This window comes from Mesorhizobium sp. M7A.F.Ca.CA.002.04.1.1 (assembly GCF_004022805.1).
Lineage (GTDB): Bacteria > Pseudomonadota > Alphaproteobacteria > Rhizobiales > Rhizobiaceae > Mesorhizobium > Mesorhizobium ciceri.
Genome location: NZ_RZPL01000072.1, coordinates 1 through 12725 on the forward strand (window position 1 = coordinate 1; position 12725 = coordinate 12725).

5 protein-coding genes and 4 pseudogenes are annotated in these 12725 nt (G+C 59.4%); 8 read left to right on the forward strand and 1 reads right to left on the reverse strand.

Annotated elements, in window-relative coordinates; translation table 11 throughout:
* The 6 genes and pseudogenes from ENZ75_RS06180 to ENZ75_RS06205 form a co-directional block, all read left to right on the forward strand.
* A pseudogene (locus ENZ75_RS06180) lies at nt 1–127 on the forward strand (integrase); the annotation flags it as partial.
* A 619-nt stretch (nt 128–746) separates the two neighbouring features.
* On the forward strand, nt 747–1406 hold the full coding sequence (locus tag ENZ75_RS06185) for a response regulator transcription factor (RefSeq protein ID WP_024505389.1): 660 nt from the start codon (nt 747–749) through the stop codon (nt 1404–1406).
* The gene (locus ENZ75_RS06190) at nt 1403–2731 is read left to right on the forward strand and encodes a HAMP domain-containing sensor histidine kinase (RefSeq protein WP_063169275.1); all 1329 of its coding nucleotides are present in this window, start codon (nt 1403–1405) and stop codon (nt 2729–2731) included. The genes ENZ75_RS06185 and ENZ75_RS06190 overlap by 4 nt, the downstream gene beginning before the upstream one ends.
* 1950 nt (nt 2732–4681) lie before the next feature.
* A pseudogene (locus ENZ75_RS06195) lies at nt 4682–5986 on the forward strand (pitrilysin family protein); the annotation flags it as partial.
* Between the two features lie 549 nt (nt 5987–6535).
* Nucleotides 6536–7261 (forward strand): annotated as a pseudogene (locus tag ENZ75_RS35725) (pitrilysin family protein); the annotation flags it as partial.
* A gap of 415 nt (nt 7262–7676) precedes the next feature.
* Nucleotides 7677–9144: pseudogene (locus ENZ75_RS06205) on the forward strand (NAD-dependent succinate-semialdehyde dehydrogenase).
* Between the two features lie 784 nt (nt 9145–9928).
* Here the strand turns inward: ENZ75_RS06205 and ENZ75_RS06210 are convergent.
* Complete coding sequence (locus tag ENZ75_RS06210; protein WP_224570032.1) at nt 9929–10444, reverse strand: DUF2285 domain-containing protein; 516 nt, start codon at nt 10442–10444, stop codon at nt 9929–9931.
* Between the two features lie 793 nt (nt 10445–11237).
* Here ENZ75_RS06210 and ENZ75_RS06215 point away from each other — a divergent pair.
* Together ENZ75_RS06215 and ENZ75_RS06220 are read left to right on the forward strand one after the other, a co-directional pair.
* A complete protein-coding gene (locus ENZ75_RS06215) occupies nt 11238–11693 on the forward strand; it encodes a transposase (RefSeq protein ID WP_256748481.1) in 456 nt (151 codons plus the stop codon).
* A gap of 763 nt (nt 11694–12456) precedes the next feature.
* Nucleotides 12457–12702, forward strand: a complete 246-nt coding sequence (locus ENZ75_RS06220) for a tyrosine-type recombinase/integrase (protein ID WP_082826569.1) — start codon at nt 12457–12459, stop codon at nt 12700–12702.
* The last annotated feature ends 23 nt before the right edge of the window (nt 12703–12725 follow it).

The window sequence follows — 12725 nt, forward strand, 5'->3', positions numbered from 1 at the left end:
TGCCGTGCTCGACCGCCACGGCATGGTCGAGCGCCGCAAGCGCAGGCGCAACAGGGCGACGGGGACACCACTTTCAAACGGCTGTCGCCCTAACGATCTTTGGTGTGCCGACTACAAGGGCGAGTTCGGCAGAGAACACGGCCGGGACAGGGGATCACAAACACTTGACCGTTCCAGACCCTGGCAGTGGCGCATCGATTGACCGTTGGCTCTGTTCGTGGGCACCGAAAATAGGGCCTTCTTGGTCCTCGGCAGAGAATATGGCCCGGACGGGGGATAACAAACACTTGACCGTTCCAGACTCTGGCAGTGGCGCATCGATTGACCGTCGACTCTGTTCGCGAGCGCCGAAAATACGGACGACCCCTATGGTCAAAGTGCACTTCTGACCTGCTAGGCACTGTTCGATAACTGGAGGCACCCGCTACGGTGCCCTCGTATTTAAGACACCTGTCAGTTTCAAGCCTGGACATTGACGCGTGGCGCGGCTGCCATTCGTTGACCGCCACGTCGAATTGCCCGCCAACCAGTGTACAGCCGCCGGTGGTCACATTGAGCAAAAGTGCCGAGATCAGGAGGGGTTTCATAAGGCCTCTTCGTTTGGCTTTGTTAACGACCCCTTTCTTGCAATTGTAGCTGACAGCAGCCTGAAAGCCCCCAGATATTCGCTGGCGCCGGTTCAGCCTACTGTCAGCTTCGATCAATAAGGCAGGAGCCTTGCCCTCATACCGGAGCTCGGCAGCCTGATGCGAATACTGCTCATTGAAGACGACGACGACCTTAGAAGTGCTGTGCACGATCATTTGGTGGCTGGTGGCCACGCGGTCGACTGGGCCGAGGGCCTGTCCGGAGCGCGCGGTCATGCAGCTGTGGCCGGCTACGACGTTATTTTGCTCGACGTTCACCTGCCGGACGGCAATGGCATCGACTATCTGCGGGAGCTGATCAAGGGGCTTGATACAACGCCGGTCATCATTCTGACAGCCCGCGATCGGATTTCGCATCGCATCGAGGGGCTCAACGCTGGCGCCGACGACTATTTGGTCAAGCCGTTCGATCTGGGGGAACTCTCGGCACGCATCCGTGCAGTGGCACGTCGCCAAGGGCATTTTCCGGAGCCGCAATTTTCGGTTGGGACGCTTTCCATACAGGCAGCCGAGCGACGCCTCTTCCGCGACGGGCAGGAGGTCCACCTGTCTGGACGCGAATGGGCGGTGCTCGACTGCCTTCTACGCCGGCCCGGTTCGGTCGTTTCAAAGGGGAGGATCGAGCACGCGCTTTATTCATTCAATTCGGAGTTCGAGAGCAACACAGTGGAGGTTTATGTCAGCCGGCTCCGCAAGAAGATCGGCGGGGATAGAATAGCAACCGTGCGTGGCTCCGGATACAGGCTCGTGGTCACATGACGAACTCGAACAGCATGACGAGAAAGCTGATATCGTGGTTAGGCGGGGCAACGCTCCTGGTTTGGATCGCCGCCCCAACCATTGCTGCGTTCATTTTTTGCAATAATGTAAACGAAAGTTCGGATGACTTGCTCCAGGGGAGCGCAGAGTACAGAGAACCAGAGCTGATCAAGGTCTTGAATGGAAAACACGTTGATCAATACAATAACCACTTGCCAACTTATGAAAAGTACTGGACCTATCGTGAGCAGGTTATTAATAAGTACGGGGTAGTGCTTATTTCTGAACCGGAAGAGGGTCAGCAGCCCTTCCCTGATGCTCCCCTGAGTAACGGCTTTTGGCGAAACGCTGATTACCGCGTCTACACAGAGGAGATCCAAGACGGCGTGTATCATCAGTTGGCCGAACCGCTTGATGGCCGCCGTACCACAATCGCGAAGGGCGCACTTTTTGTCTTCCTTCCGACACTCGTGCTCCTGCCCTTTAGCTTAGCTGTTTGGTGGATCGTGATCCGGCGCTCGCTGCGGCCAATCGAGGTACTGCGACAGCAGATCGGATCGCGCGACGGCGGCAATCTGTCACCAATGGACTTGGGCGATTTCCCGGCAGAGTTGGCTCCAATCGCGGCATCCGTCAATCGGCTTCTCGATCGTCTGCGGGCGGCTCTCGAGGCCGAACGCGAGTTCGCCGCAAACAGTGCGCATGAACTGCGCACGCCGATCGCAGGTTCAATCGCTCAGATGCAGAGATTAGTGGCCGAGCTTCCCAATGGGTCGGCCAAAATGCGTGCGCGCGGCATCGAGCAAGCGCTGTCGAGCCTTGGCCGCCTTGTCGAAAAAGTGCTTCAGCTCGCTCAAGCCGAATCGGGGGTTGGCATGGCGGATCACGCGATCGATCTTGTCCGATCGGTTCGGCTGGAAATCGATGACCTGAGGAAAAAGCCGCAATATGCCGGACGCCTGCATCTTAACGTCGACGGCTGCCCCACTTTGATGCGCAAAGTGGATGTCGATGCGTTTGGGATCCTCCTTCGTAACCTGATCGAGAATGCGCTGATACATGGACTGCCCACTGTTCCGACAACAGTTTCCGTCCAAACTGATGGAACCATCGCTATTGCAAACGCCGGACCGGTGGTGCCCCTCCCCGACCTCGAAGGGCTTACAAAGCGATTTAGTCGTGGTGCTACTCCTGCTGCGGGCTCAGGCCTTGGTCTACATATCGCTAACATGGTTATCCAGCGGATCGGTGGCAGTCTAGAGCTTGCGTCGCCCGCCCGCGGTCGCAATGATGGTTTCGAGGCGATCATACGAATTCCTCAATGACACCGGTGAATTCGACGACAGTTGGACACAGGGCGGATTGCTGGCAAGGCTGCTGACAGGGCGAACTGTACGGCAGTATGTATACGGCGTAGAAATCGTACTTCACACAACGCATTTCGGCCGCGGCAATCAATGCCGCTATCATCGTCTGAGCAGTTCGATCGAAGCGACACGACATGATCGGCAAAATCGAAGGCTCCGCCTCACCGCTCGCTCGATTTCGCCCGGGGAGAAAAAAGGCCATCCGAGAAAGTGCAAGCCGCCGCGCAAAGGCGACGTGTCCAATTGTCTGGGTGCCCCTGTGCGCCGGCCCGATCGGGTTGGCGCAGGTCCAGTAAGGACCCGGACCAACCATTCCATTTAGACGACCGGCAGGTTTTAATCGGCGTCCGGATCGCCGTCCCAAAATGCCCCAAGTATACGGCTAGAAAGGCTGCCAACGATCGAGCTTTGGTCGGAGGCGTGCTTGTCAGCGTCTTGGGTGCTTGACCGGCCTTTGCAATGGCCATCGCCATCGCAAGTATCGTGCGTGGCCAGTGAGACCGCAATTTCATCAGCCTGGAGCCGACCGTATCGGTGCTTTTTTATGATTTAGGGATTTTTCGTTTTCCTCTTGGATCATCACGGGTTTGGAGAGGATCTGGTGTTAAGTGCCATTCGGAGCGCCGGCGAACGGCCCGAAATTAATGTGGTCGAGTGATGAAGCCTCCCGAATGCGTTAAACGAGACCCTTTATGGCGGCCCTGGCTGACAACAGTCTGAAAGCTGCAAGCGGCATGCGAAAATGGGGCGATCCTGAATGACGACAGATGCTATCAACATGAAAGAGGCTCGCCCTGAAAGCTGAGCACGCTTTATGCTCAGGCTGCTGACAAGGCCAAAGCAGCGTAAGTGCGTAGTGAAATCCAAGGTCCACATGGGTCGTCGCGCGTCCCATGCGCCTGGGAAGGCGCCGGCCCGGCCAAGCTTTCCCAGCTCGTCCGCATGATGCTTCGCTGAGCGTCAATGGACGTTGGCGCGAGACCAAGGCGTCGTGCGTTGCAATCCGGACGGTCCAGGGTATCAGGAGTTTCACGGCCTCGGCCCGCTTGGCTGGCCACAGTTGAAGCTCCAACGTACCGGCTGGCACCGGGAAATTGGGCTCTGCGCTGCCTCAACGCTGATGGCACGGTCAATGCTTGCCTACCGATGGGGCCGCCCATGCCGTGATGCTGTCGGTCGACGTTCGCAAACCAGACCCTCGCGAGACCCAGCGAAGGGGCTCGCCGGTACGACGAGGGACCTTACCTCTTTATGCGCGGCATCATTATCGAGGATGACATGTTGCCTTACACGTCGTCCCTCGCGCTCGGGTCTTTGTGGGGCGGATGAAGTCCTGATCGCGGTGGCACTGCTGCATGTTTGCGTAAGACCCATCCAGTCACGATCGCGCTGTCCTTCGATGTCGCGGTGCTGATAGGCGGGCAGATCGGTGTGCGCGGCGCCCGCCAAAGGATCGTCGTCACGCCGGAGGAGGCGAGCGTCATAGCCGGCGCGCCGGCGAAAGGCGCTTTCTGTCGGATGCCCGACAATGTCGGATATCGCAAGTATCAAGGTTGGATCAAACCTTGCGAATCGGGGCTTTCTTACTTGGCACGGGGCATGCTCAGGTATCCGCAAACACCCAATGGATAACGAGCAGACTTCCCATGGCCTCACCATGCCGAAAGTTTCCCGGACGCATCCAAAGATGAGGCTCGCGTCAGGCCCAGCAACACGCTGACGGCTCATGTGGCTCGGCGTCGCGTGCCGATCCACTTTCTCCCAATAGGCGTTCGGGAGACATAGATCCTTCAAAATGAGGAACAGATCACTTTGCCAGGAACGCAGCCCATAACCCCACTCTCCCTACCAGAACTACCAAGCAAGCCCCGCACTCATGGGCTTCGCAGGACGTCCGTTGCGTCCGAGTTGGTCGGCGCGGGGCCGGCTCCGATCCCCGTCGCATGGGAGGACGGCAAGGCGAGGGATTTCGTGCTCGACAACGGCATGGAGGTGGTCGTCATTCCCAACCACCGGGCGCCGATCGTCACCCACATGGTGTGGTACAAGATCGGCAGCGCCGACGAGCCGCCGGGCAAATCCGGCATCGCCCATTTCTTCGAGCATCTGATGTTCAAGGCGACGACCAACCATGCGGGCGGCGAATTCGACCGCGCAGTGTTCGAGATCGGCGGCTCCAACAACGCCTTCACCTCCTCCGACTACACCGCCTTCTATCAGACAGTGGCGCCGTCGGCGCTCGAGCTGATGATGAGCTTCGAGGCCGACCGAATGCGAAACCTCATCCTGACCGACGATGTCGTCAAGACCGAGCGCGATGTGGTCATCGAGGAGCGCCGCTCAAGCACCGACACCAACCCGCAGGACGTTCTCCATGAGGAGATCGACGCGACGCTGTGGCAGAACCACCCCTATCGCATCCCGATCATCGGCTGGATGCAGGAGATCGAGCAGCTGAACCGCGTCGACGCCACCGTCTTCTATGAAAAGTACTACTGGCCCAACAACTCCGTGCTGATCGTGGCCGGCGATGTCGAACCGGACACGGTGCGGGCGCTGGCCGAAAAGACCTATGGCAAGGTGGCGCGCGGACCTGACCTGCCGCCGCGCATCCGGCCGGTTGAGCCCGAGCAGAACACCAGGCGCACCGTCACGCTCTCAGACGCCCGCGTCAGCGTGCCCAGTTTTTCGACGCAGTGGGTGGTGCCGTCCTACCACACCGCCAAGCCGGGCGAGGCCGAAGCGCTCGACCTGCTGGCCGAAATTCTCGGCGGCGGTAACCGCGGCCGGCTCTACCAGGCGCTCGCTGTCCAGCAAGGTATCGCTTCCAGCGCCCGCGTCTATTTCCAGGGCACTATGCTCGACGACACCAAGTTCGCCATCTATGGCGCACCGCGCGGCGATGCCAAGCTGGCTGATCTCGAAGCGGCGGCCGCTGCCGAAGTTGCCCGCATTGCCGAGGATGGTGTCAGCAACGAGGAACTAGGCAAGGCCAAGGACCACTATTTGCTCAATATGATCTTTGCGGAAGACAACCTGGACTGGCTCGCCAGCATCTACGGCTCGACGCTGGCCACCGGCGGTACCGTGAAGGATGTCGAGGAACGGCCGAATCGCATCCGCAAGGTTACCCCCGAGCAAATCAAAGCAGTTGCCGCCCGCTATCTCGCGTTCGACCGTTCGACCACGGGCTATCTCTTGCCCAAGACGGAGAATCAAGAGATGACGCTCGGCGCTCGGCCCCATGCTGCGATGAACATCCAGGAGGTGAAGTCCGAAAAGGGCATCATCGCCTGGCTGGTGGAGGACCACACAGTGGAAATCGTCAACATCGGCTTTGCCTTCAAGGGCGGCACCAAGCAGGACCCGGTCGGGAAGGAGGGGATGGCCAAACTGATGGCCGGCCTGTTCATCGAAGGCGCTGGCCATTACGACAGCGGTGCCTTCCAGGTGAAGCTCGACCATGCCGGCGCCGAAATGAGTTTGGACGCGCAAAGCGACGACATCTACGGATCGATGTGCATGCTTTCCAAAAAGCAGGACGCGGCGTTCGGCCTGCTTCGGCTCGCGCTGAACGCGCCGCGCTTCGAGCAGGGGCCGATCGATCGCGTCCGCGCCGAGATTGTCTCCCGCATCGTCGGCAGCGAGCGAGACCCTAACGCCATCGCTCAGCGCAAATGGCTGCGCGCGATCTATGGCGCGCATCCTTGTTCAAGGCTGGGAGAAGGCACAAAAGAGAGCCTGCCCGGCATCACGCCGTCCGACCTCCGCGCCTTCCACCAGGCCATTTTCGCTCGCGACGGGCTCCATATTGCCGTGGTGGGTGACATTGACGCGAACACGTTGAGGGAAAGGCTTGACCAGCTGTTTGGTGATTTGCCTGAGCAACAAACCCTCGTCCCCGTCTACGATGTCGCGCCGAAACTCGGTCAACTGGTGGAGGAGAACTACGACCTGCCGCAGACTTCGCTGACGTTGGCCTGGCCTGGCGTGAAGCCTAGCGCGCCGGATTTCTACGCGGCCGTGCTGCTGAACGACATCCTTGGCGGCTCATACTTGACTTCCCGCCTTTACGAGGAGGTACGTCAAAAACGCGGCCTTGCCTATCACGTCAGCTCTGAACTAACCCTTGACTCGCTTCTGGTTACGACAGAGACACGCTCGGACTGCGCTGCCCAAACACTGAGCATCGTGCGAGATGTGGTAAAGCAGATGGCGCAGCAAGGACCGACCGGGGCCGAGCTCAAGGCGTCGAAGAAGCACCTGATCGGCGCCTATGCCATCGACCAACTGGGCTCGACCCGCTCGATTGCAGACCGGCTCCTGGATTTGCAGATTCACAAGGCCGACGTCGACTACAACCAGCGTCGCGCCCGCAGCATCGGTCGGGTGACGCTCAAACAGGTCAAGGCGGCGGCCAAAAAGCTGCTTTCGGCCGAGCCCGCCATTTTGGTGGTCGGCCCGCCGCTGGGCGGCAAGGATGAGTAAAGAAACTCATCTCACCTTCCTTCTTCATCGGGGCTTCTCGTGGGAAGAGCGAATGTGGAGGCCCGTGGGCCAAGCAGATCATGCAGACGCGCGGAGTCGTTTTCGCCGACCTTGCGCGGCATTGGCGGTCCGGCGGCCTCTCGCCGAAATGGCGCTCCTCAGCATGTATGCCGCCTTTTTGCAGAATTCAGTCGCATGCCACCAGCAGGCATGGTGGATGAAGCAAACATCCGACTGCTTAATCCATCAATTGATGAACCGCGGGCACTCAAACTAACGAAACTGCTGTCTTTTCATCGGGCTAGCGTGGTCTACCAGCTGCTTTGCCGAGGCCCTACGACGAACCCACTGGTGCAGAATACACACTGACGGCCTGTCGACCTGGATGTTCGCTGCGTTGAGGAGGAATCCGGTATTGCCCCTGTGCCTGCCGATGATCCGCCGTCTGAAATCCCCGCACCTGTTTGGAGCCATCGACCGCCTGCCGGCACTCGGCAGACCAGTTGGCAATAAGACGTTCGAGGTCGTCAATCCGTCGACCGGCGAAGTTTTGGCAGAGCTTCCCGATATGGGCGTGGAGGAGACACGTGCTGCGGTAGACAAGGCCTATGTTGCGCAGTCGGGATGGGCCGCGTTGACGGCCCGAGAACGTAGCGACGTTCTTTGGCGATGGCATCAGCTGATCATCGACCATGCAGGCGATCTCGCCGCGATTCTGACTGCGGAAATGGGCAAGCCGCTTGCCGAAGCCATTTCAGAGGTATCGCATGCGGCGGCGTATCTGCAATGGTATGCCGAGGAGGCCAATCGCGTCTATGGCGAGACGATCTCGGCACCCTCGACAGACCGCCGAATGCTAGTGATCAAGCAGCCCATCGGCGTTGTTGGCACGATCACGCCATGGAATTTCCCGGCCTCCATGGTGGCGCGCAAAATCTCGCCGGCCTTGGCTGCGGGCTGCACAATCGTGCTCAAGCCCGCTGAACAGACGCCGCTCGTGGCTGGCGCAATGTTCGCCCTCGCCCATCAGGCCGGCTTTCCCGATGGCGTGGTCAACCTGATCTATGCGTCCGAAGGTGATCGCGTGGGCCGTGAACTCTGCACCAATTCCAAAGATCAGCTTTACCGGTTCGAACGAGGTCGGACGGCTGCTGATGCGTCAGTGCTCTGACCAGATCAAGAAGGTCAGCCTTGAAACCGGCGGCAATGCACCTTTCATCATCTTCGATGATGCCGACATTGACGGTGCTGTTGACGGTGCGGTCCAGGCGAAGTTCCGCAATGCCGGCCAGACCTGCGTTTCCGCGAACCGCATTTACGTCCAATCGAGCGTTCACGATGAGTTCGTCAAGAAATTCGTGGAAAGAATCCGGCACTTGTCGGTTGGCGACGGATTCGATGCCGGAGTGGACATCGGACCGCTCATCGACAAGCATGCTCTGGCCAAGATCGAGTCTCACGTCGCAGATGCCATTGCGAAAGGCGGCACAATACGATGCGGGGGCCAGCGTATCGGCAAGAATGGCACGTTTTTCGAACCCACGGTCCTCACCGAGATTTCCAGCGTCATGGCAGTCGCGCAAGAGGAGACATTCGGGCCGCTCGCGCCGATCATTCGCTTCAACGATGCGGATCAGGTCGTGCGCGAGGCCAATGACACGATATACGGCCTCGCCGCATACTTCTATGCCTCAAACCTGAAGCGGGTCTGGCGTGTGGCAGAGGCTCTGGAATATGGCATGGTTGGCATCAACACGGGACGCATGTCCTCGGAGGCGGCACCGTTTGGCGGGATCAAACAATCCGGCATCGGGCGGGAGGGTTCCCGTCATGGCCTCGAGGACTATCTGGAAATGAAATATCTTTGCATGGGCGGGATTTGAAACCTGCTGCACTGTCTCTCCGCCCCACCGGGGGGCGGCCTGCGGTCAATGCCGCCACCTAATTGGAAGTTCCAAACGCCGTTGACCTGAAACACGGATGCCCGGCAGGAGACTGAGCTCGCTGTCGGGCCGGACATGCCTTGGGAGGGCATAAGTCAGCGCTCCTAGGGCCGATGGGCCACTCAGTTCGTGCGCCTTTTGCCGATTGCGTTGCATGTGCCGTGCCAAGCCAAAAAGCATTGATAAACCGCCGATGGATCAGCTTTTGCCCTGTTGCGCATTCTACATTGTGGGATATGCGACAATGCCCAAGCGGTTGAATCGTCGTGTTGCAGAACCCCAGACGGGTCATGACTGCTATTCTTAGGACAGTGCGCAGCAAGCCGCTACTCGCTGCACTCCAGGCACACCATTTCCATAATCAAGCGGTGGGTGCTATGTTGACCGAGCTGTCGACCAGGGAACGGTGTGAGGCCTCAGATCCCTCCATATTGTTGCACCCGCCGGTCCAACAGGACTGCAGGTCCGGCCTCAAAGGATCTTGGCTGCTATGGCGACATTGCGGTGCACGCCGCTTTCCGACCAATGATGTGCGTCCAGGTCGAGGCCGGCCCTAATGAACCACCGCCTTGGCACCCTCGCCCATCTCATTTCGGCATCGACAAGCTAGACCAGAGCGCACTTGCAAGGCGCCATGCAGTCCTGTCGGCGGGCGAACTGTTGGTGACGGGTACAGCTGCGAGCGAACGTTCATCCACCGACGCACAGCGCGGACTGTCGCTTTTCAAATTAGGAAATCTCTGTAGCCACCATTCATGAGCGCGCGGCCACGCGAGACGGCCCGACGGATGCGGTCGCGCAGATGATCGCGAGGATCCGCCCAGTCGGCATGGACGCGCCGTTGACCGATGAGAACTTCGGCGAGCTCGCGATGAGGTGCTCCGGCGAGCGAACCGTCGAGCGCACGAAGAACGAAGGACAAACGAACGCCGCGCTTTTCCGGCGCAAACAAGCGGGGGGGCAACTGTTGCCCTAGACTGAGAGCATTGAGGCACTCCAGTCCCCTCAGTCGATGCTTTAAAAGCACCGCGGGCCAGATGGCTTGCGTATGCAGGCAAACAGGGTGGAGGATATTCGCGCCCGAGACGGCGAGCTGCAGCGCGTGGTCCGCATTGCGAAGAAGAACATGCTGGCTCTTGTCGGGCGCCAGCAGGACGATTGCACGACAGGGCAATGCCGAGAGTTCGAACGGCGGTGTCGGCGACGAGGCAGGCAACCGTTCCGCAATGACCGGCAGCACATGGACGCACCAGAGCGGACACCAGAATACGACCGAAGCGCGGCCACAAGACTCCGCGAAACAGAACACCCCAGCGTGACAGGTCGCCGGCCGACGCGACCATATCGAGAAAGGATTGGAGAGACCAAGTCTTGCAATGCTGGCGCGCAGCGGTCAGATCGCGCTGGAACGCTGGATTGCGGCGTAAGAACTCCCAAGCCCACTCCCGCAGCGTCAGGCCAGCGGTGTAGTCGTATGATCTTTCATCCCGCCAATCGGCCTGATCCGCGCCAGTCAGGAGATTCATGACTGACATCCCCTGCCCGCGCCTGCGTGCGTCGAAACATTATGCCACTTCGCAAAGCATCGGCGAAGGCAGCAGACGTCGAAGACCCCGTTTCGTTGAAGCGTCAGCCATCGCCACTGTCGGCGACAGAAGATGTGCCCAAATTGCCACCAGACCGTCGAACTGGCACAGCGACGGCCAGCGCGACCTGGAATTGATCCCGTAACGGTCATCGGCTCCTGCGTCGCGATCCAGACGTCCCTTGAAGGCGCAGTAGCGCGGCAGTGGATCGCACGCTGCTTGTCGGCAAGTTGTCGTAGCGGCGGCGCCATAGGCACGGTCATCGGAGGGTCTCCTGCGGCAAGCTTTCGCCATTGGAGGCCAATCTCCCCGCTAGGGCAGCCTGTGCAGTTGCACAGGTGAAGCGGATCAATCAGGGGGAGCCATGGCGGAAACTGGATGATGGCGGCTTGAGGAGAGCGGCGTATCGAGGCGGGTGATGAAGCCTGCCAGTACCTCTCAAGGAGAGTGATACGCCATGAACGAGACTATCAACACATTGTTCGCCTTCGTCAGCCCGACGAAATCGATGATACCCTGACGGATGTACTTCGCAGCGGCGCGCGCAAATTGCTTGCGCATGCGATCGAGATGGAGGCCGAGGCGTATGCCAAGGCGGTCGACTGCCTGACGAAAGATCATATTGCGTCGCTGGCGCTCTACGATTTCCCCGCCCAACACTGGGATCATCTGCGAACGTCCAATCCCATCGAAAGCGTCTTTGCAACCGTTCGCTATCGCACGGTGCGTACCAAGGGCTCGCTATCCTCGAAAACCGCCCAGCTGATGGTCTTCAAGCTGTTGGCCGCGGCCAGGAAGTGGCGACGATTGAAAGGACAAAATCAGTTGCCGAAACTCATCGCAGGTGCCAGGTTCCTGGACGGAATCCAGGTCATCGAAACGAAGCCGCAGAGCGCCGCTTGATCAGCCTCGTCACCCAAATTCCAGCATAGCTCCATCGGAACTGCCAGCCTTCCTTGCCGATCAGGCGCATATCAGCGCTGACGATACCGAGGACGGCGATGGCGGTCACCTCCAGGCCGCCGAGTAACGACCCTCAAAACACCGCACTGGTCGAGGCCAGCCTGAACCGGTATCTTGTGCCTGCCCTCGGGAGTCGCTCTATCCACCATGTGATCGACACCGACATTGCTAACATCACCAAGAAGATCGTCGCCGGGGGTCACCCGCAAGCGGCTAACACGGCCTTCTGGTGTATGCGGGCATTTTTCAACTGGTGTCGCAAACCGCCGCAACGGCTCATCCGCGGTTTCCCCGCGAGGGATTGGAAAATCCGGATCCGGCCCCGATCGTCAAGCGCAAGCGAGTGGTGAACGATGCCGAACTGGCGGCTATATGAACGGGCTGTGAGCCCGAACCGGGCGATATCGGCTATTCGTTCGGCTCCATCGTCAAGCTGCTCATTCTGACCGGACAGAGGCGTACGGAAGTTGCCGCGATGCGTTGGTCCTCAACCTTGAAGCCGGAACATGGAACTATCGGGTGACCGCACGAAGAACGAAGAGCCTACGCTTATTCCGCTGTCCACACTGGCGGTGTCGGTCCCCCAGACGGTACCGAAGACCAATGACACGTTTTTTTCCCTGCGAGGGGCAACGAAAGAAGCCACTTCTCAGGCTACGCGAAGGGCAAGAAGGCTCTAGACGGCAAGGTCAATACTGACGGGGTGGCTTTGGAGAACTGGACCCTTCACGATCTGCGCAGGACGCTCGCGACAAATCTCGGCAGGCGGCAGGTATTGCCACACGTCATCGAGCACATACTGAATCACAAGGCGGCGTCCTTGACAGACATTGGCGAAATCTACAATCTCTATAGCAACGTCAAGGAGAAGCGCGAGGTGTTGCAGATGTGGTCAAATCACATCGAATGGCTGATCAAGCAGGCTGCGGATGACGCTCTGGCGGCGTAGCTGCTGGCATGGGCGGAAGATGC

What these genes read in the sequence shown, in the direction of transcription:
- ENZ75_RS06185 (WP_024505389.1), top strand. Translation starts at nt 747, where the DNA reads ATGCGAATACTGCTCATTGAAGACGACGACGACCTTAGAAGTGCTGTG.
- ENZ75_RS06190 (WP_063169275.1), top strand. Translation starts at nt 1,403, where the DNA reads ATGACGAACTCGAACAGCATGACGAGAAAGCTGATATCGTGGTTAGGC.